Source organism: Phenylobacterium sp. (assembly GCF_030681155.1).
Classification (GTDB): Bacteria; Pseudomonadota; Alphaproteobacteria; order Caulobacterales; family Caulobacteraceae; genus Phenylobacterium.
In genome coordinates, this window is record NZ_JAUXXE010000038.1 from 1 (window position 1) to 18,988 (window position 18,988).

At 63.1% G+C, this 18,988-nt stretch carries 17 protein-coding genes and 1 pseudogene; 10 read left to right on the forward strand and 8 right to left on the reverse strand.

What is annotated here, in order from left to right:
- Positions 1-291: 291 nt before the first annotated feature.
- Genes Q8M13_RS09700 through Q8M13_RS09710 form a run of 3 tightly spaced genes read right to left on the reverse strand, consistent with a single transcriptional unit; the run spans position 292 to position 2,361 of the window.
- Positions 292-1,017: a GIY-YIG nuclease family protein gene (locus Q8M13_RS09700; protein WP_305299710.1), complete on the reverse strand. Its 726-nt coding sequence runs from the start codon at positions 1,015-1,017 to the stop codon at positions 292-294.
- The gene (locus Q8M13_RS09705) at positions 1,014-2,156 is read right to left on the reverse strand and encodes a DNA cytosine methyltransferase (protein ID WP_305299712.1); all 1,143 of its coding nucleotides are present in this window, start codon (positions 2,154-2,156) and stop codon (positions 1,014-1,016) included. The genes Q8M13_RS09700 and Q8M13_RS09705 overlap by 4 nt, the downstream gene beginning before the upstream one ends.
- Positions 2,149-2,361, reverse strand: a complete 213-nt coding sequence (locus tag Q8M13_RS09710) for a hypothetical protein (RefSeq protein ID WP_305299713.1) — start codon at positions 2,359-2,361, stop codon at positions 2,149-2,151. Before Q8M13_RS09710 ends, Q8M13_RS09705 begins: the two co-directional genes overlap by 8 nt.
- Positions 2,362-2,536: 175 nt before the next feature.
- On the opposite strand from Q8M13_RS09710, the gene Q8M13_RS09715 reads away from it, so the two are divergent.
- The 9 genes and pseudogenes from Q8M13_RS09715 (at position 2,537) to Q8M13_RS09755 (ending at position 10,607) form a co-directional block, all read left to right on the forward strand.
- Entirely contained in the window at positions 2,537-2,671 is a 135-nt protein-coding gene (locus Q8M13_RS09715) for a hypothetical protein (protein ID WP_305299715.1), read from the forward strand.
- A gap of 258 nt (positions 2,672-2,929) precedes the next feature.
- Entirely contained in the window at positions 2,930-3,940 is a 1,011-nt protein-coding gene (locus Q8M13_RS09720) for a HEPN domain-containing protein (protein WP_370870010.1), read from the forward strand.
- Positions 3,941-4,130: 190 nt separating this feature from the next.
- Positions 4,131-5,813 (forward strand): DEAD/DEAH box helicase family protein, encoded by a 1,683-nt coding sequence (locus Q8M13_RS09725; protein ID WP_305299716.1) that lies wholly within the window; start codon positions 4,131-4,133, stop codon positions 5,811-5,813.
- Positions 5,755-6,093: pseudogene (locus tag Q8M13_RS09730) on the forward strand (hypothetical protein); the annotation flags it as partial. The gene Q8M13_RS09725 and the pseudogene Q8M13_RS09730, both read left to right, overlap by 59 nt.
- 296 nt (positions 6,094-6,389) lie before the next feature.
- Positions 6,390-6,641 carry a type II toxin-antitoxin system ParD family antitoxin gene (locus tag Q8M13_RS09735; protein WP_305299718.1) on the forward strand — a complete coding sequence of 84 codons (252 nt, stop codon included), beginning with the start codon at positions 6,390-6,392 and terminating at the stop codon, positions 6,639-6,641.
- Positions 6,631-6,927, forward strand: coding sequence for a type II toxin-antitoxin system RelE/ParE family toxin (locus tag Q8M13_RS09740; protein ID WP_305299720.1), 297 nt, complete (start codon positions 6,631-6,633; stop codon positions 6,925-6,927). Before Q8M13_RS09735 ends, Q8M13_RS09740 begins: the two co-directional genes overlap by 11 nt.
- 425 nt (positions 6,928-7,352) lie before the next feature.
- Positions 7,353-7,724, forward strand: a complete 372-nt coding sequence (locus Q8M13_RS09745) for an opioid growth factor receptor-related protein (RefSeq protein ID WP_305299721.1) — start codon at positions 7,353-7,355, stop codon at positions 7,722-7,724.
- Positions 7,725-7,970: 246 nt separating this feature from the next.
- Positions 7,971-9,071, forward strand: coding sequence for a Fic family protein (locus Q8M13_RS09750; protein WP_305299723.1), 1,101 nt, complete (start codon positions 7,971-7,973; stop codon positions 9,069-9,071).
- Positions 9,072-9,578: 507 nt separating this feature from the next.
- Positions 9,579-10,607 (forward strand): sensor histidine kinase, encoded by a 1,029-nt coding sequence (locus Q8M13_RS09755; protein WP_305299725.1) that lies wholly within the window; start codon positions 9,579-9,581, stop codon positions 10,605-10,607.
- Between the two features lie 616 nt (positions 10,608-11,223).
- On the opposite strand, the gene Q8M13_RS09760 is transcribed toward Q8M13_RS09755, so the two are convergent.
- Complete coding sequence (locus Q8M13_RS09760) at positions 11,224-11,451, reverse strand: hypothetical protein (RefSeq protein WP_305299726.1); 228 nt, start codon at positions 11,449-11,451, stop codon at positions 11,224-11,226.
- A 555-nt stretch (positions 11,452-12,006) separates the two neighbouring features.
- Here Q8M13_RS09760 and Q8M13_RS09765 point away from each other — a divergent pair.
- Positions 12,007-12,570, forward strand: coding sequence for a hypothetical protein (locus tag Q8M13_RS09765; protein WP_305299728.1), 564 nt, complete (start codon positions 12,007-12,009; stop codon positions 12,568-12,570).
- Positions 12,571-12,754: 184 nt separating this feature from the next.
- Here the strand turns inward: Q8M13_RS09765 and Q8M13_RS09770 are convergent, their stop codons facing one another.
- The 4 genes from Q8M13_RS09770 to Q8M13_RS09785 form a co-directional block, all read right to left on the reverse strand.
- Positions 12,755-13,309 carry a hypothetical protein gene (locus Q8M13_RS09770; protein WP_305299729.1) on the reverse strand — a complete coding sequence of 185 codons (555 nt, stop codon included), beginning with the start codon at positions 13,307-13,309 and terminating at the stop codon, positions 12,755-12,757.
- 1,155 nt (positions 13,310-14,464) lie between these two features.
- Positions 14,465-15,688 carry an MFS transporter gene (locus Q8M13_RS09775; RefSeq protein ID WP_305299730.1) on the reverse strand — a complete coding sequence of 408 codons (1,224 nt, stop codon included), beginning with the start codon at positions 15,686-15,688 and terminating at the stop codon, positions 14,465-14,467.
- A 318-nt stretch (positions 15,689-16,006) separates the two neighbouring features.
- A complete protein-coding gene (locus tag Q8M13_RS09780; protein ID WP_305299732.1) occupies positions 16,007-16,663 on the reverse strand; it encodes a hypothetical protein in 657 nt (218 codons plus the stop codon).
- A 721-nt stretch (positions 16,664-17,384) separates the two neighbouring features.
- Positions 17,385-18,764 (reverse strand): murein L,D-transpeptidase, encoded by a 1,380-nt coding sequence (locus tag Q8M13_RS09785; protein WP_305299734.1) that lies wholly within the window; start codon positions 18,762-18,764, stop codon positions 17,385-17,387.
- Positions 18,765-18,988 lie beyond the last annotated feature (224 nt).

The window sequence follows — 18,988 nt, forward strand, 5'->3', positions numbered from 1 at the left end:
GGAGCTTGGCCTTGAACTGGTCGAACTTGCTCATGGCTCAAACTTAGGCCTCCGCAGTCAGTTTGCAGGGAATGTCATTAAAAATCCATGCAAATGGAGTGCGTCAGCGGTAGGGTCATTAGGGGAGGGGTTCGTCTCGGCGCCTTGGGCCAAAGGGCGTCTAATCGGCATCTTGGCCACCACTCGACGTGGCCTGAGCGCCCGCCTGCGCCGCTCGCGGCCTGTGTGGGTTTACGCCACGACTGTTCTGGCTGGCTTCGTTCTGCTTGGCTTACCGCACGCGAGCTCATCCTAGACTTCTTCCCCTTCGGCCTCGACGGCCACAGAGGCGGCGCCGCCGAGCGCCTCATAGCGTCGAGCCGACAGCCACTGCAGTCGTTTGGCCTGGGTCAATAGGACCCGTCGGAGCCCGCCCTGCACCTTGCGCTCGGAAATCACCTGGGCGAGCCGCGAGAGGATCAGTGAGCGCCGGGCGATACGGAAGTCTGGGTGGGAGCGCAGCTCGAATACGCGCTCGGAGACGATGCGGGCCCGAAAGGACGGCGGCGCCTCGACGGCCAGGTCGCCGGGCGGTGGGTCTTTTTCGTTGAGGATGGCCTTAAACTGCGAGCCCTGGACCGCACGGTCCGTGATCAGCCGCTCGAGGGCATCCAGGTGCTGCCGGGCGGCTAGATCTGATCGGTTCGATTCCTGGAACTGGGGGAGGGGCCAGACCTCGATCTCGAAGACCTCGAAGGGGTCGAGCACCGACATGGCCACGGCGTCGGTGCGCTGGTTGGTCAGGTGGCGGCGGATGCGGGTGCGCAGGCGCTCGTTGGTCTGGCCGACATAGATTGGCTCGCCGTCGTAGTCGAAGAAGGCGTAGACGCCCCATTTGTAGTTGCCCACGAAGGGGCGGGTCCCGGCAGGATCCTCAAAGGGGCTGTCGAGGAAGCGGCTGAGGTTCTGGCGCAGATCCTCGGTCTCGAACGGCGGGATGTTGACCGCGTCAGGGTCACGCCTGAAGAGCTCGGTCACGCGACGGCTCGCGCCTCAGCGGCTTCAGCCAGCAGGGGTTCGAACACGTGCTTGGCCAGGTGGCGCACAACGTCGACCACCACGCCATCGCCGGTCAGGTGGTAGGCCTCGTTGTAGTTCTTGGGCAGCTTGTAGTCGTCCGGCAGACCCATCAGCCGGGCGGTCTCCCGCGCCGAGATCAGGCGCGAGCGGATTTTCTTGCCGTCGATGACCAGGATGACCTGGCGGCTCGAGCCGCCGCTGGGGGTCCGAAGGCAGCCCGACACGTCGTCAAATCGTACTTCCGCGCGCTGGACCTTCACGCCGCGCTCATCGAGGCGCGTGCGGTTGTAGACGCCGCCCACCATACGACGGCCGGCGCGCACCGCGGCGGCGACCTTGGCCTTATTGACTGGGGACATCTTGGCCAGCAGGCGCTCGGTCTCGGCGGGCGTATGCCAAGCGACGCTCGTGGGGTGCTCCTCGATCTCGTCCGCCAGGGTGCGCACCCGATGACCGGGCGTGGGGACGTTCCACCACAGCATATTGGCGCGCACGGCCTTGGGCAGAGCATCGACCGCGCGGCGGATCGCTCGGGTGTGGAAGGGGTCGAGGGGCTCGGGCGACAGCAGAGCGGGGTCAATGGCCACGTCGCGGCGAACGCCGATAACGAAGAGGCGCGGGCGTGACTGAGGCACGAACAGGTCGGCGTTGATGACCAGGGCGCCGCAGCGATAGCCGACCTCGGCGAAGGTCCGGCAGATCGCTTCGAAATCCTGGCCCCCATGGGATGTGAGTGTCCCGCAGACATTCTCCAGGGCGATCAGTCTCGGGGCCCGACCTTCGGCCTTGAGCGCGCGGACGACATCCCAGAAGGGATAGAAGGTCCCGGACCGCTCACCTTTCAGCCCGGCGCCGACGCCGGCCAGCGAGAGGTCCTGGCAGGGAAACGATCCCCACATCAGGTCGGCGATGCCCGGCAGATCGGCGGGCGTGACCGCGCGAATGTCAGCCACTTTCAGCTCGTCCGCACCGAAGTTGGCCTGATAGGTCAGGCCCTTCTTGAAATCGAAGTCGTTGGCGAACAGGCAGGTCCAGTCAGGGCCGAGGCCCGTTCGGGCCATGCCGCCGCCGGCGAAGAACTCGTAGAACTCAGCCATGGGCGCGACGCTCGGGGCCCTGGGTGCCGGTCTGGGGCTCGCGGGCCAGCTTCTCCTGCACGGCCTCGGCGACCCAGGTGTTGCGCGAGACGTTACCGGGCCGCGCGGCGCAGGCGGCGTCGATCTCAGCGAAGGTGTCGGCGGCCAGGCGCAGGTTGATGCGATCGAGGCTGCGGACGGTAGCGGTTGTCGAATCGGAATCCATGGAGCCAAGTTGGCGCCTGGGTGGCGCCACGTCGAGTGTTGTTTCTTGTTTTGTTCCGCCTTCGAGAGCGCCGCGGCTCGGGTCAGGATCAATGTGTCGCTAGCCGTCCGGATCGCCTTCGACCGAGTTGCTGATGATCGGAATCTGCCACGAAAGGCCGCCCAGTGAGCTTCCGATGCTCGACCTACTGAAGCTCCTGAACCAGAGCGGGCCATCGATCGGTGACGACCTCAAGCGCTGGTTCGCGCCCTACGACAGCGGCGCCGCCTACTACGTTGTCTCGGACTATTGTTTGAGGGGACGCCGGTAAGAAGCACGATGTGTACGCCTTCGAAATCGTGCTCCACCCCGGCAGCCCGGGCGCCATTGAGGAATACATTCGGGCGCTCTTTCCTTACGCGGCGCGGCGACGGATTCTCCCGCGCAAGGGCGTCGCCTCCAAAGCCAAGAGAAACCCACCCCGTTGGCTTTTAGCCGTGGAGTGCTTCACGATCTTCTTCGTCGACTACGCTCACCGTCCAAGAGATGTTCGGTCGTGGAAACTGTCCAGCACTGACTATTCTTCACCATGCACGCTACCGGCCATTCGACGCCTGAGGACGCTCAACATACGCCGGCGCAGAGCGCTGCCTTGCCACTGATCCGCAGGCGGGCGAAACAACGAGAGATGCGCACCGACCTTGATCATCTGCCTGACGCCAAACGACGCGACCTGGAGCGCGCGCGCCAGATTCTGTTTGAGGAGTTCGAGGCCGCGACCGCTAACCGCAGCCATCACCATCTGAAGAACGGGCGCATTCTCAAGATCATCCTGTTTGGCTCGTTCGCGCGTGGTGACTGGGTGGCCGACCCAGTCGGCGGCTATTTCTCCGACTATGATCTGCTGGTCGTCGTCAACCACGAGGATCTCACCGACGTCTTGGAGTTTTGGCGCGTCGCCGACGAGCGGCTCACCACTGAGGTGACGATCACCAAGCGTATCTCGGCGCCGGTCAATTTCATCGTCCACAGCTTCAAGGACGTGAACCGTCAACTGAAGCTCGGGCGCTATTTCTTCGTCGACATCATCAAAGACGGGATCGCGCTCTACGAGGCGCCCGGCCATGCCTTTGACGCCCCGGAGAAACTTACACCCGAGTCCGCATTGGCTGAGGCGCAGGGCTATTTTCAAAAGTGGCTAGTGAGCGCTGAGGCGTTCAACGCTTCGGCGGCCTTCCTCGTGGAGCGAGGCAACTTCAACGAAGCCGCGTTTCAACTCCATCAGACTACGGAGCGCCTCTATCACTGCTTCCTACTCGTACAGACGCTCTACAGCCCAAAATCCCATCGGATAAATTTCCTACGCTCCCAGGCGGAACAATTGGCGCCTGCGCTGGCTCGCGCTTGGCCTCGGGAAACGAAGTTCGAACAGCGCAGTTTTGAGCTTCTTCGGCGGGCTTACATCGATGCGCGGTACTCTCCGCACTTCAGGATCTCCCCCGAAGAGCTCCAGTGGCTAGGCGAGCGCATCGCAGTGTTGAGAGAGGTTGTTCGAGAGCACTGCATGGCGCGCCTCGAAGCGCTAGGCGCAACGGCCTAACTGCCACTCCGGGCTCGTGCGGTCCATCGCAAGGTCCGCTTCAGGCAGCGAGCTCGACGCAAGCGCCATGACCGGATTGGGCTCTTAGCAGACCTTCGGAAGGTCCGTTTCCGGCAAGCCTCCAGGCTCACTCGCCGGCGCCCTTCTACCTTGAGCTTGAGCTTTGCAGTCAACTCGCTAGGCTCGCTCTATGGGGGTATCGAGCAATTTCGCATTCTTAGCCAGGCAGGATGATCGCTTCGCGCGTCTCGGCGCGTTGGCGGAGCGCTACTTCTTTGATGACGCGCCGGCCGCCCTCATAAAGCTGCGTCAGTTGGGTGAGTTCTTGGCCAAGGACGTCGCTGCGCGCCACGGCGTCCTGCCTTCTAGCAACGCCTCTTTTGACGACGTGCTTCGGACCCTGATGGCGCGGTCCATTCTTCCGCGCGAGATCGCCGAGCTCTTCTTCCATCTCAAGCGCTTGGGCAATGCGGCGGCGCATGAGGACGTCGGCACATCAAGCGAAGCGCTGACGGCGCTGAAGATCGCACGCGCGGCGGCCATCTGGTTTTACCACAGCTACGGCGGCGATCCCGGCTTTAAGTCAGGACCATTCATCCCGCCTGCCCGTCCGGCCGATGCGAACGCTGCCTTGGTGGCGGAACTGTCCCAGTTGCGCGAACGTGTCGCGTCGAGCAGCGACGGCGAAGCAAAGGCGCGTCTTGCGTTTCAAGAAGCGGAGGCAGAGCGCCTTAGCGCCATTGCCGAGACCGAGGCGCTACGTGAGGAGCGGGCATTCTGGGAAAAATACGCGGCGGAGACGGAGGCTGGCCTTCGCCAGACGGAGGCCGCCCTTAAAGCAGCTCAAGCCGCCGCCGAAGCAGCGCCACCTCAGCAGCTAGACCTCCTCGCGCAGTTTGCGAGCCAGCAGGCCGAAAAGGTCGAGCTGGACGAAGCGACGACCCGCATTCTCATCGACGATCAACTCAGGTCGGCGGGCTGGCTTGTCGATAGTGCGGTCCTCCGGCACGCGGCCGGGGTCCGGCCTCAACCAGGTCAGGCGATCGCCATTGCCGAATGGCCCACAGACAGTGGCCCCGTCGATTATGCGCTCTTCATTGAGGGGCGCTGCGTTGGCGTCATCGAGGCCAAGCGCGGTGTGAAGGATGTTCCCGGCAGGCTTGGCCAGGCCAAGCGCTATGCGCGGGGAATTCAGCTCACTCCGGACGAGGTCCCAGCCGGCTCGCCGTGGGCACACGGCCTGGAGCTTTTCCGCGCGCCGTTCCTGTTCGTTACCAATGGCCGCCCGTATGTGAAGCAGCTCGCGACCAAATCCGGCATCTGGTTTTGGGACGCGCGGCCGGGACAAAGCGAACCCCGCGCCCTTCCCGAATGGTTCTCCCCGCGCGACCTGTTCGAGCGCCTGGAGCAGGTCGCAGAGGACTACGCAGGCCTCGCCGAACGCGAACTAGGCGTCACCGGCCTGCGACCCTACCAGCAGGACGCAATCGTCGCGGTGGAAGCGGCGGTGTCGGCCGGCCAGCAGAATATCCTGTTGGCCATGGCGACTGGCACCGGCAAGACCCGGTTGGCCATTGCGCTGATGTACGAGCTTCTACGGCGCAAACGATTCCGCCGGATCCTGTTCCTCGTCGACCGTAATGCGCTTGGTCGCCAGACGCTGGACGCAATGAGCACGACCGACACCAGCGGATTTCTGAAATTTGATCAGGTGTTTCCCGTCGCGGACCTCGCACGGAAATTTCCGGAGGCGACGGATCGAGTGCATGTCGCGACCGTACAGGCCATGGTCCGCCGGGTGTTCGACGATCCCCGATCCAGGCACTCTCTTCGTCAAATCCATCAAGGCCAAGAGCCTGAGCGCGGCCTATGAAGCCACGACCTTCTATGAAGCCTGGAGGTGCGCGATCCAACGGTACGGGATCTACAATCCCTATACGGGGCGCGGCGCCATCGAGGGCCTGCTTCCCCATGGTCCGCATAACGTCCGGGATGTCCTGGCGACCCACATTCTAAAGCAAACGGGGTCATACGAGCAGGCGAGCTACGCCATTCAGGATACGCCCGAGATGGTCGCCAATCACTACGGGCGCTTCCTGCCTCAGGATAAGGCGTCGCTGGCGGCGCAGGTGCTGAACAAGGTTTGGGTATAGCGGGTGAAGAGTGCCGGGCGGGCCGGGGGAGGCTGGGTCGTCGAGACTAACCCCCCGGACGATCCTGGGTTGGCGATTGCCGCCTCGCCATACAGGGGCCGCGTTTGGGTTTAAACCCGTCGGCCATGGCTAGCGCGAGTGTTCGATTTCTACTGGGGGAAGGCCGCGACAGCTCGGGTTCGCGAGCTGCCGTTCGGCGGGGCGGGCACGCACGCGCGAGTGATCCCCTCGTCCGGCTGATGTCATAAATTGACAATCTTTGCCAATCTTGCCACTTTGACGATGGAGGTATCCCAATGGCGACCATGAATGTTTCCCTGCCTGACGCCATGAAGGATTGGGTGGAAGGGCGAGCTGAAACAGGCCGCTACAGCAATGCGAGCGATTATGTCCGCGATCTGATCCGGAGGGATCAGGAGCGGGCTGAGAAGATCGCGCATTTGCAGCATCTCATTGACGAAGGCGTCGAGAGCGGCGTGAGCGAGAAGACGGTGCAGGACATCCGCGCCGAAGCCCGCCGTCGAGCTGGCGTGGGTCATGAGCTATAGGCTCAGCCGCCGTGCCGAAGATGATCTGATCGAGATATATATCGCGAGTGTTCAGGCCTTCGGCGTGACCCAGGCCGAGCGTTATCAGGATGCAATCGAAGCGGCGTTTGATCTCATCGCTGAGTTTCCCGAAATCGCTCGCGAGCGAAGCGAGTTCGACCCACGTGTTCGCATCTACCCATGCAAATCCCACGTGGTCGTCTATCTCGTCACAAGCGACGGCCCGTATATTGTCCGCGTGCGGCATGGGCGCGAAGATTGGGAGGCATCTCCAGGCGGGCACTAATGTGCGAGAGCGGCTGTTGGCGCATACGCTAACGCCGGCCAATTCGGCTATCGGCCACGTCGTCCATCGATCCGGCCGCTTATCAAGGATGGCAAGTCTACGTTGCGCTCACTCCACGAAGCTCTCAGCTTCGGTGAGGCCCTAGGAAGCTCGGCCTATTGCACCGATAGCCGTCCCGGACGGCGGCAGCCATGGCTCCAGCGCAGCGACAGCGGGCAAGCTGCGGATTGTGAACGGTGAAGCCGACTGGGACGAGTTCTAGATTCTAAGAACACGGCTCGGGTTGTGGCGACTGGGCGATTGCCGCCGCCATACAGGGGCCGCGTTTGGGTTTAAACCCGTCGGCCATGGCTAGCGCGATCGTTCGATTTCTACTCGGGGAAGGCCCTGACGGCGCCGGCAGAAGCCTGGACAGAGTGCTGGCCATGGACAATGTCCAGCTGGAACGTCGGCACGACTACATCCAGTGGCTGTTCCCGCTGCCTGAGGCCAGTTCAGCGGTTCCGGGAGCCCCGGTGTTGAGCGCTGACGATGTGATGCAAATCCGGTCTTCGGACATCGCCATGACCAACCTGCGGGCCGCCGCGGCGCGGATGCGGGACTTCTATGCTCGGACCCGTCATTGGCTTGCGCCGGCCGATCACAACCACCTGCGCATCACGCGGATCATCAAGAGCCTGCGGCTCCTGGCCGGCGACGCCGAGGCCGACGCCTTCAAGACCATGATCCTCGACACGGTGGGGTTCAGCGGGGCGAACATCAGCGCCAGGTCGATGGGCTTTTGGGCTAGCGCCTGATTTAGCCGGGCGGTGCGAACCCAAGTGGGAGAGGCGGCTGGCTCTCCAGCAGCATGGCCGCCTCTCCATTTATCGCTGCGACTGGATGCGCGCTGAAACGCAAGGAAGCAGACGGCAGAGAGACGCCGCCCCCGCAGCTAATTGTTTGCGGAGAATGCCGGCATTAATCTCCGCAAAATATGCGGCGATTAAGATTGAAATTTGCGGTGAATATCAGATATAATCTCCGCACAAGATGCGGTGATTATGACAACCTACATCCACGAACGAACCGACTGGCCTAACCTGACATGGCGCAAAGACGCCCTTGAAGAGCAGCTTGGCGCGGTTCGTCACCGCCAAGGCCGGCTAATCGGTCGAATGGAATCCTTAGGGCTAAGCCTACGCGAAGAAGCCCACTTAAGGACGCTGACCGAAGAGGTCACGACATCCAGTGAGATTGAAGGCGAGCACCTCGATCAAAAGCAGGTTCGCTCTTCCATCGCCCGCAAACTCGGGATGGATATCGTTGGGCTGACGCCGAGCGATCGAAACGTCGATGGCGTTGTCGAGATGCTCGTTGATGCGACGGCCAACTTCGACAAATCGCTCACGAAGAAACGTCTCTTCGCCTGGCGCTCAGCGTTGTTTCCAACCGGCCGCAGCGGCCTGGAGAAGATCATCGTCGGCAATTGGCGCGACGATAAAACAGGTCCGATGCAGGTTGTCTCAGGCGCGCGCAGTCAGCGCGTTCACTTCGAAGCGCCGGCCGCCGAACGTCTCGACGACGAGATGGGCGCCTTCCTGAAATGGTTCGACGCAAAGCCTGACACGGATGCTGTGATCAAGGCCGGCATCGCCCATCTCTGGTTCGTCACTATTCACCCGTTTCAAGACGGCAACGGGCGGATCGCGCGCGCCATCGCCGACATGGGACTTGCGCGTTCGGAGGGCAGCGGACAGCGCTTCTACAGCATGTCCTCGCAGATCCGCGCGGACTCCAAGGCCTACTACGAGATCCTGGAAGCGACACAGAGCGGCGACAGCGATGTCACCGACTGGCTGATGTGGTTCTTGAAATGCCTCGACCGCGCCTTCAATCGAGCGGAAGGCATCCTGGGCAATGTTCTTGCTAAGGCGGCCTTCTGGGAGAAGTTCGGCGACAGCAAGATCAACGACCGGCAGCGCATCGTTCTCAACCGCCTGCTCGACGGCTTCGAAGGCAAGCTCACCAGCTCGAAATATGCGACGCTCGCCAAGACCTCCCAGGACACGGCGCTCCGTGACATTGAGGCGCTGATCAAAGAGGGAATACTCTTCAAAGAGCCAGGCGGTGGGCGCAGCACAAGCTACATGCTCGCCGAGTGAGAAGGCCGAGAGGCTCGGACGGGGGTTCCTCATCCCTGAACTCGCAGATCGACGGGCTTTTGGGCTAGCGCCTGATCTAGCGCGGCGGTGCGAACCCACGTGAGAGAGGCGGCTGGCTCTCCCCCAGCATGGCCGCCTCTCCCTTCATCGCTGCGATTGGACGCGCGATGAAACGCAAGGGAGCGGGACGGCGAGAGAGGACGCCGCCCCGCAGGCGCCGGAGCTGGAGATCCGGCGCGGCGTCGCGCTCCGATTGGGCCCGTTTCGCGACAGTCCGCATATGGGAAGGAGATCTTGCGGGCGGTAAGCGACTTGCCGTCGCACGCCAGCCGGTACGGCGCGCCGCCCTAACCGGGATGGGTCGCGCCGATCATCGCGAGGCGGCGTCGAGGCCGACGGCGGCCAAGTTCTTATGAATTTTAAGTATTTAGCGGCACCGTCATCACAACGGAGTGGCTTGGATTAGCGCAATTTTGGAGTCACTCTGCTGAAGCTGAGGGGACGCCTGTGCCCAAATCGAAGAATGAAAGCCCATCCCAAGCGCGACCGCTGGATGATTATCGGCTGCTTTTCGAGACGATGTCCGAAGGGTTCGTGCTTTGCGAACCGATCCGCGACGCCGCGGGCCGCTTGATCGATTACCGATTTCTGCAGGCCAATCCAGCGTTCCTACGGGGGTTCCGAATGGACGCTGATATCATTGGACGGCGGTTCAAGGAGCTCCGGCCCGACGCAACACGGGCATGGTTCGAGAACTTCGAAGCGACGCTTGAATCTGGCGAGCCGCGCCGTTTCCAGTATCATGATCGCGGTCGAGGCCGCTGGTACGAGGTGCATTGCACGCGCCTATCGCCGACCTGCTTTGCTCAATTCTATATCGACGTCACCCTGGTGAAGCGCGCTGAGCAACATCAGGCGCACTTGCTCGATGAGCTCAATCATCGCGTGAAAAACAATCTCACCATCGTGGCCAGTCTTCTGAGCCTGCAGGGACGCGACGCGCCGGCGGAGGTGCGCGAGCATCTGGAGGCCGCCGTCTCGCGCGTGCACGCGATCGCCGATCTTCACGCCGAACTCTATCGGAGCCGGGGGCACGAATTGGTCGAGATGGATCACTATCTGGCCGACCTGGTCTCACGCCTCTCACGTTCCTTGGCCGGAGATCGCGTGAAACTGGTGGTCGAAAGCGACCCTTTGCGGATGGAGCTCGACCTGGCGGTCCAGCTTGGTCTGGTGATCAATGAACTCGTGACCAACGCCTTGAAGTACGCCTATCCCGATCCCGAACAGGGCGTGGTGACCATCAGCCTTTCCGAACTGCCCGACGCTGTCCGCCTGACCGTCAGCGATGCAGGACGAGGATTGCCTCCAGCAGACCAGCGCCGTCGCGGCCTGGGCAGCCGGGTCGTCGAGTCGTTCGTTCAGCAATGGGGAGGCACATTCCAGGCCTCGAGCGACAAAGGCGCGAGGTTCACGATCGAAGTCCCGTGGCGGCGGCCAGAGTTCGCTGAGCCGCAGACCCAGACCCTGCTCTAACGCCAGATCCGCCGGGGCGAGCGGCCGCCAGCGCGCCAAGCGCGGAACTGTCGACGTCAGAGAGGATTGAAGTCGCAGCCTACACTTCAGAGGGACCGGCCATGTCGCATCTTCCACGACTGCTCGCACTTTTCGCAACGGCCAGCTTGGCCGCATGTGGCGAGCCCCCTGCAAAAGGCGGGGCCATCGTTGAGACGAACCCCGAAAAGCACGACGGGGGCGCGGCCGCCACCGCCGGGCCGGGACAGAACGGTCTGGTGGATGGAGGCGCAAGACCCGCCGAGGCCGGCGCCGGTGCGTCGGCTGTGGGCGGCGGCCCGGCCGGGCAAACACCGGCGTACGGCGCGCCTGGCGGGGCCCCCTCAGAGATCCAGTCGTCGCCCGGGAGCTCCAATTCCGCAACGAGCCGCTAAGCGGCCCTTTCACCGTGCCATGCAAGGCCCTCGCGCGACCGAATTGTGCGAGGGACCCAACCGGCAAATCAAGGGTGCGGCCGCGCAAGGCTAATGCTGCAAGGCGATCGGCGCGGCGGCTCCTAGCCGCAGCGCAGCCTACGATCAGCGACCGTCTATGAGGCGCGGCGCCAACAGGGCGTGGGCTAGTCGCAGTGACGCGGTCAATCTGGCTTGTTTACGTCCCGATGCTCGCGGACCCGTTTCGCGTCGTCCCCTTCGCCGAAACCAGCTCCAGCATGTTCGTCCTCGTCTGTTCCGCCGTCGAATTGATCGCCGGATCGGACTGGCGTGTTGATCTCGTCGTCATCGGCAGAGACCGAAGATCCGGCGGCTACTGACGGCAGTGTGGATTTGGCCCTCGCCCAGCCTTGTTCCTGATTTTTAGCCATGCCGAACTCCTGGGCGCACTGTGGAACGATGTCGGTTTGAGGCGCAACTGTTCGATCTAGTTTCAGTTCCGCAGACCTTCGACGTTCGCGCTTATTCGTGACGGCTGCCCGCGGCGGCTAGGCAAGGCTCCGGCCAAGTCGCGTCTTAGAGGCAGCCACCAATCTGGCGCCCGTGGCCACTTACACTGGACACGAGACGGCCAGACAGACGGGCGCCCGAGGCTCATCGTGGGCCCGCCGCGCTCGACGCCGGCAACGGCGCCCGCCCAGCGTCGCGGCGGGCGCCGCGACCGAGTTGAGTGGACGTCCCCTTTGGGCTGGCGGCGAGCTGGCGACCTAAAGTGCGGGCACCCTATAGGAAGCGGCCCGCCTCGGCCCGATCGCAAGTGCTGCGTCCTCAGACGAACCAGTCTTGGGTGACGGCACTGGCAGAAACGCCGTTCAGGATGACGCTTCCGCTAGCGGCGCAGACAAAATTGCTCAGCTTATAGCGTCGCCTTCAGATGGACTTGGTGCATTGCTGACTGCGGGTGTTCGGAGGCGCCGGAGGGTTCGATGCAGCGTTTTTTCATCATCGGCACTGCCCACTTGGACAACCCTGACCTCTTTCAAGCGCTTGAGAGCGCGCTTGATGACGTGCGGCCAGATCAGCTCATCCTTGAGATTCCGGACGATGCGGTTCGCCGCGGGGACCTCGCGCAACAAAAGCCGGAGATGGTTTGCGCATACCGTTGGGCCGAACGTCGCAGCACGGCGGTGCGCGGCCATGAGCCAGGCGGACCGTCAATCCTTCGCCGGGATGTTCCTCCGGAACGCACCGGTGAGTTACTGGCAGCAATGGAGCGCTTGATCGCCGAGCTAAGTGTTCGGGCAGCGATCGACCTATTCGCTTCGCGTCGTGAGCCGGTGACGAAGAAGGAGGAGCAGCTGAGGGCGGTCATCGATGAGCTTATAGATCCCGCTCTGGCGGCTGATCGTACCAAAGGCATCATCGATGGCGTTCGGTGCGTCGCGGCCCCTACTGGCAAAATCGTCATTGTCTGCGGTGCGGCCCATGTAGCCAAAGTTGCCGACGCGCTTCCCCGCGTCCAGATTGTCCACGGTGCCTACTTCTTTTGAGCGCCCAAAATCACCTCCCCGGCCTCTAGCTGACGCTCCGAAAGTCCGCTTCGCAGCCTGGGGACCATTTCGGCTTTCGACCCCAAGCGGACGAAGGCTTGCCGGTCGCGGGGATTCGTCTCCAAGCCACACTTCATCAGGCTCAAGTGGGTCTTACTGGCGGGCTGTGCTTCAAGCTCCCCAATCAGTTCCGCTCGACCTTCCATGAATCGATTGTCGACCTTGCAGCAGCAAAGAGCTTCTCCTTGCTTCCTATCCAGCCGGAACCAATTCGTATTTTGTACAAATTGTCGCCATCATCATAATAATATCGGCAGCTTTGCGAATATTCGTGCGCTTCAATTCGCGCGCACGCAGCGTATTCTCCCGAACTATACAGATAGACGTCGTTGATCTTTCCCGGAAGGTTCGGAATTTCCCCGCTCCTCTCGACAACAAGATGTCGGACATCGCCCTCCGTCTGTTCGTGGAGAATCCTCCCATCCTGTAATGCGCGCGCCAGCAATCGCCGCAGGGCAATCGCAGATCCGACAGGTGCGTCCGATGCGAGGACGTAGATCACTGGTTCGTGGCCACGCCCTTGAAACTTACGTCTATTAGCCTCAGTCCGGCCCTCGAAGTCGGGCGCGGTCCCGAGGAGCAACATCGAGCCGATGATCCTAAACTCGCCATCCTTCCCCTTGGACTGCAGCGGTGCATCAAAGTAGTTGGCTGGGATTCTGTAGAAGGTATTTCCCATCCGAACTGGCACCAGCGTGCCATCTAGCCTCGCAGGACTCCCTAAGCCTGGGTGCCGGCCCGCAAGTTCCGTCGATCTAGGGACTGCTAGCCGCTCTTCTCCCGGACCACAGCTCGCCACCATCAATCCGGCAAGGCCTGCCAGCAGAACGTCACGCCAAGGCGCGAGACACCGCGTCGGGGGCCAGTTCAGCCAATGTGTGATGGACCCCGCCGTGTATCCAGTGCCGGCCAATCGTAGGGCCTGCTGCCGAGGGCGGGAGTCATGTCCGGGGACGAGCGATTTCATCTGACGACCCCATCACGTGAGCGAAGCTTACAGGAGCTTTGTCCGCAAACCACCCTTCTGCGGCCTCGGTGGAGTCCGCTTGTCGGCAAGGTGGCTGAGGTCCGCTTCCGGGCGGCGGCGCATGCCTGATCAAGACCCGTTGTTGACATCGCGAGCGTCCGCTCTTGAGCGGCGGTTGCTGGCCCAATGGATTTAAAGCTGCTCTTAGCGCTGGCTAGCTTGGCTGCTTCAGCCTGTGGTAGCAGACGATGTACCCATGTCCCTTCGGCAATGACCCCGCTAGGGGCTCGACGCCTCGGCCAGCAGGGGCACACAAGCGCCCCTCGCTGGTGCGCATATAGATCAGTGTCCCCATGCGCGAGGGCACCGTCACGCGCGGGCCGCTGACGGTATAATTCCCGATGAAGCTGTCCTCCCCACCAAGGACGCGCCCGTCACTCGTGAACGTAAGCTGATCGATCGTGGCTATGCCTGGCGTGGGCATGGCTTTCCACGTGCCCAACAGGTCATCCGAAGCGGCGGGCGAACCTGATACAAGCGCAGCGGCTAGGACTGAAACCAGCATAGAACGTTCCTCCTTTGCCGAGATAAGCTCACCTCAATTCGGTGAACAAGTGAACTTGCTGCAACGACCGCTCGCCACCCCCGAAGCGACGACTAGAGCGTCCGCTCTTGGCTCCGGAGCCGGGCCGACGCTGGAAAGACCGGCTAGCGCCGCCAGCTGCAGACATTCCCTCCCGTCCAAGCATCGCACTTGACCTCGATCCCGCCAGATCTCTTAGGCGCGCCCTCTGGCCCCCTTGCCTCGCGCCCCGTGTTCCAGGCCCTGTGCCGACGACAGGTCGCGCGCCCAGGCCTAGGTATATCTCACTCCCCCGGTGCCGATGACGGGGTGCCGACGCCATCCGCGGCAGGCGCACCGCAGCCGTAGAGGACGAGCGCCAGGATCATCGCCAAGGCGGCCGTTCCGGCGGCGATTGGCCAGCCAAAGGCCGACACGATCGGGCCGCCAGCGGCCGACCCCAGGCTTCCGCCGACGAAGTAAATGACCATATAGATGCTGTTAAGCTGCGCCGGTCGGAGCGGGTCCAGGCGCAGCACGCGGCGCTGGTTTGCGACCTGCGCGCTGAAGAGCCCGACGTCGAAAAGCGCCAGGGCAGTCAACGTCAGAGGCGCGACACCCAGTCCAGCCGCCGCAGCGAGTGTGCAGGCGACGGCAAGGAAGAGGCCGATCATGACGACCACCTTGCTTCCGAAACGGTCCGCCAGACGCCCGGCCCAGGGCGTTGCGGCCATGCCGGCTAGGCCGGCAAGGGAGTAGAGACCGACCATCGTAGGCGGGAGGCTGTGGGGCGGCAGTGAGAGGGCGAGCGAAACGCCCACCCAGACCAAGCTGAAGGCGAAGAACCAAAGTGCGCCGGCGCCGGCCGCGATCAGCAGCTCCGGATATGCGCGTAGAAGCCGGGGCGCAGATATTAGTCCCGACAACCAGGAGCTTGGGGCGCGTGGAACGTAGCGCGGCAGCAGGGCGCGCCCGAGGGCGGCGCAAGCCAGGCAGGCTGCGGCGACGAGAACCAACATGGCTCGCCACCCGACTGCGTCGGTCAGTCCCCCGCCGAGCATTCGGCCCAGAAGGATGCCCGCGGATATACCCGCAGTCACGCTTCCGAGAGCCCAGCCCTGGCGCTCGGGTGCAGAGTGCTTGGCCGCCAGCGTGCTCATTTGCGCGCCGGTGCTCGCGCAGATTCCCGACAGCAGGAGGCCCGCCCCAAAGACTTCGACTGAGGGCGCAAGAGCCGACAGGGCCAGAGCACCGGCGAGCGCTACAAGTTGCGATGGGATCAGGACATGGGCAGGCGTGCGATCGACAAGCGGCACCAACAGCGCCAACCCCAGCATGTAGCCGATGATGGGCATGCCGGCAGCGGCGCTGGTCACGGCGAGGGACGCGTTCAGGTCCGCCGCGATCAACGCAAGCTCGGGCTGAACCGTATAGCTCGTCGATGTCGCGACGGCCGCAGCCAAAGCCAGGTACAGGATCCTGCCTGTGTCCAGGTTATGCGTGTTCTGATCGTCATAGGATTGAGTCATTGCGCCGATGTAGCGGCCCAGGCCTGCGCGGGCTGGCGCATTCCGGACGTTGATCGACTGCTGCGACCAAAGACCTGCCGAGCCTCCTCTTCCGAGGATGGCGCGGGCCTTCGAGGCGGCCTCCTTGGGAGCGCATGCATGTGCTCGACCGTTAGGCGCCCTCGTGGCGATGACCGGCTTCACCTCTGCGACATGCCTCGGCCTCTGGACGCTGCGTTCGGCCGGCTTTCAGCTGCGGTTTCCAAGCTCGCGGGTCGGATGGAGATCATCAGATCATTCTGACTTCAGCGCGGATGTCTGAAGCCACCCGTTGCGGATCTAAAGACGAAAGAACTGAAACGCAGCGTCATCCTCGGGCGCCAAGGTTTCGGACCAAGCCGGAAGGAGCTTCACGGGCCAAGGAAGCGCTTTCGCGCAATCAAGGCAGAGGTTTTGATAGGCGGCCCAAAATTGTACGAAGCCGTCGAAGCCACGCCATCCACGCTGCTCCGCGATGGGCGTCCCCTCTACATAGGTGATCAGCTTTTCCATCCATACTGCACCTCGCCTTGCCGCGACAAAGTTCGCGTAGTGAGCTTGTGGCGCCTTCACCTCGAACATCAGCAGTCGAGGCCTCGCCGGAGTAACGGCTTCGGCCCAAGCAGCAGCGTAGTTCGATATTTCAGCCGCGGAGCGAGCGTTGGCGAACATGAAGCGAATGCTGTTCTGGAACGCCGAGCCCTCTAGGATCAGAACGCCGACTTCGGTTCGGATGAAATCTCGAAATGCGTCGATAGCGAGCTGCGCGAAATCGGGCTCACTGGACCTCTTGCGCAGACTCGCCGGCAAGACCGGATGATCCTTCGCTTCCTCCAGCCACCAGCGTGAAGGCATGCCCTTGGCTGCGCACAGGGTGTTCAAGCGCTCGGCCGCCGAGGTCTTCCCCGATCCAGGCAGCCCTTCGATGAGCCAAAGTTGGGTGTCAGCCGTTGCCATCGCCGTCGCATACTGGCGACCCTAATTTCCCCTTTCCACCCATCTCAGACGATGACGAGGTCCGCTTCTCGCCCATCGGTCAGTCTTAAATTGCCGGCCCCGCGTTTCAGCCAGGTCTAAGTTGGGGGTGCAAGTTGTCGGCTGCGGCGTCTTCGGCTTGATCAACGACTTACGCGGTCGCTGTTAAGTTGGCCCGACATGCCGACAACCTTGAGCGGTCTCAACATCTTGTTGCCTGGTGCTGAGCGGCCGCGAGCGGCAGGCGTACTCCGTAGGATTGGCTGCGGCGAGGAGCCGGCCGAACGCCAGACGGAGACCTCCGATGTCTCGGGGGTGGCCGTCTGGGCGATGGTGATGCGGCGAGCGCTACCGCGAGCCCTGGCGGCATAGGACACACGCGGCCTCAGGCTGGGCACGAGGTTGAAAAGGGCGAACTGAACCGACGGCGGCCGGCCGCCCGCCGCGCTGTTGGGAACGCCAGGACGTGCGCATCCCCGGGGGAGGGGACAGGGCGGTTCCGAGGCCGCTGCGCGCGCCCTGGTTTGCTCGTGGATTAGCGGGAAGCGTCGTTGATCAGGCGAGGCCAGAACCGACTGGTCGCGTCGAGCCATCCCTAGATGGCTGGCTCAAGGGTGAACGTCAACGCCGTCAGGCTGTGAGGCGACAGAACAGCTGCATCGGGCCCCAAGCCTCAAGGCCCGCCACGAGGCGCCTTCGGCCCTCACGGCCCCACATCGACATCTGAAGCCCGCGTCTCGCGCTTCATCGGCGCCGGCATGCCGAGCGCCGTCGCCAGCCGCTCATCCCACCCATAGATGTCGGGTCGGAAGGCGATCTCTCCCGAGCGATCCACAAAGGCTGTCTGGTACATCAGGCGAACGGGCATGGGGGTTTGCAGCCCCAGCACCGCGGTCGCGCCCTTCGCGAGCTTGGCGTCGAACTCCGACTGAAGACCGGCCGCCGACGAAAGTCCGCGCGCATAGCCGACGGCGTCGTCGACACGGACGCACCCGTGGCTGCCATGGCGCTCATTGGCTGCAAACGCCCTCTTCGAAGGCGTGTCATGCAGGTAGATCGCGTGCGGATTCTGCATGTCGAATTTGACCCGCCCTAGCGAGGCCTTCGGGCCGGGACGTTGGACCACCCGGCCCTCGTCCAAATACATGTCGTGCTCGCGCAGATAGGCCGCGCCCTTCGGGAGGATTTCTCTCTCGGCGATGCCCTGGGGCACATTCCAGGGCGGGTTCAGAACCAGGTCGCTGAAGGTTCCGGCCAGATTGGGAGTGGCGGCGTCCGGCTTACCGACCACAACGCGCCGAACATCGATGATTTTGCCATTTTCGTAAGTCGTCATCACCGCCGCGGCCGTGTTGACGTCGATGCGGGTGGCCGCAGGGTTGCGCTTCAGCCAACGCCGCACCTCCAGGTTCAAGGCGAGCTGACGCGCCCGGTCAGCCGGGCCGGCGTTCAGGATCGCGATGGTGTCGCCGCCGATGACGCCGTCGTCATTGACGCCCTGCTGGGTCTGAAAGCGCTTGATGGCTTCGACGACGGCGGGCTCATATCGCTCTGAGGAGGCGGGCGCCTCTTTCAAATAACGACCCGCCACAAGCGCCGCGACGATCTGCGGAATGCGCCCGTCCTGATCGCCCGGCTTGATCGCCTCGCCAGACGGTATCGCGGCCGGTTGGCGCGAGGCGGCGTCTTTCAAGTATCCGAGATAGGCCTTTGAAAGACGGTCATATTCAGGATCATTGGGAGGCAAGCTCTTCAGCCAAGGCTCCAGATCGCCCGCGCTCAGCGCCGCTGCGAGCTTGCGGTCCACGTTCAGGTCGTTGCGCTCCAGCCCATAGACCTCGAAGATCTTGCTGGGATCGATCAATCCATGGGCGAGGGCGTCGCCATAGGCCATCGCGGCCTTCGTCAGGGCGATCTCGCGCCCTAGCGGGTCCTTGGCCGCCAAGCGAGCGACAAACGGCTTGGAGTCGATTGCGTGGCTATCCAGCGTCTTGAAGGCGTCCTGAAGCTGCGCTGCGCTCGACGGCGACCAGGCGGGACGCCAATCCCTCGCGGCGTAGAAGGCCCTGACACGCTCGTCCATCTGGGAGCGTTGAAGGGATTGGGCCGACACCTCCTTGGGACGGACAAGGCTGTCACCGCCTAGAGAGGTAAGGGGACCACAAGCTGCGATCAGGGAAATTATCAAGGCCGCGGGCGCAAGGCGGGCGGCGGGAAGCTGCACTGTCATTGAGGGGGTAACGCCGCAGATCTGATTTGGTGCGACATTATCGCCCGCGTCTTCTTTTCGCCGGCGAGCGCGGGCAC

What these genes read in the sequence shown, in the direction of transcription:
- Q8M13_RS09705 (WP_305299712.1), bottom strand. Translation starts at nt 2,156, where the DNA reads ATGGCTGAGTTCTACGAGTTCTTCGCCGGCGGCGGCATGGCCCGAACG.
- Q8M13_RS09715 (WP_305299715.1), top strand. Translation starts at nt 2,537, where the DNA reads ATGCTCGACCTACTGAAGCTCCTGAACCAGAGCGGGCCATCGATCGGT.
- Q8M13_RS09770 (WP_305299729.1), bottom strand. Translation starts at nt 13,309, where the DNA reads ATGGGAAATACCTTCTACAGAATCCCAGCCAACTACTTTGATGCACCG.
- Q8M13_RS09740 (WP_305299720.1), top strand. Translation starts at nt 6,631, where the DNA reads ATGAGCTATAGGCTCAGCCGCCGTGCCGAAGATGATCTGATCGAGATA.
- Q8M13_RS09750 (WP_305299723.1), top strand. Translation starts at nt 7,971, where the DNA reads ATGACAACCTACATCCACGAACGAACCGACTGGCCTAACCTGACATGG.
- Q8M13_RS09765 (WP_305299728.1), top strand. Translation starts at nt 12,007, where the DNA reads ATGCAGCGTTTTTTCATCATCGGCACTGCCCACTTGGACAACCCTGAC.
- Q8M13_RS09745 (WP_305299721.1), top strand. Translation starts at nt 7,353, where the DNA reads ATGGACAATGTCCAGCTGGAACGTCGGCACGACTACATCCAGTGGCTG.
- Q8M13_RS09780 (WP_305299732.1), bottom strand. Translation starts at nt 16,663, where the DNA reads ATGGCAACGGCTGACACCCAACTTTGGCTCATCGAAGGGCTGCCTGGA.
- Q8M13_RS09710 (WP_305299713.1), bottom strand. Translation starts at nt 2,361, where the DNA reads ATGGATTCCGATTCGACAACCGCTACCGTCCGCAGCCTCGATCGCATC.
- Q8M13_RS09785 (WP_305299734.1), bottom strand. Translation starts at nt 18,764, where the DNA reads ATGGACGAGCGTGTCAGGGCCTTCTACGCCGCGAGGGATTGGCGTCCC.
- Q8M13_RS09775 (WP_305299730.1), bottom strand. Translation starts at nt 15,688, where the DNA reads ATGACTCAATCCTATGACGATCAGAACACGCATAACCTGGACACAGGC.
- Q8M13_RS09760 (WP_305299726.1), bottom strand. Translation starts at nt 11,451, where the DNA reads ATGGCTAAAAATCAGGAACAAGGCTGGGCGAGGGCCAAATCCACACTG.
- Q8M13_RS09720 (WP_370870010.1), top strand. Translation starts at nt 2,930, where the DNA reads ATGCACGCTACCGGCCATTCGACGCCTGAGGACGCTCAACATACGCCG.
- Q8M13_RS09725 (WP_305299716.1), top strand. Translation starts at nt 4,131, where the DNA reads ATGGGGGTATCGAGCAATTTCGCATTCTTAGCCAGGCAGGATGATCGC.
- Q8M13_RS09735 (WP_305299718.1), top strand. Translation starts at nt 6,390, where the DNA reads ATGGCGACCATGAATGTTTCCCTGCCTGACGCCATGAAGGATTGGGTG.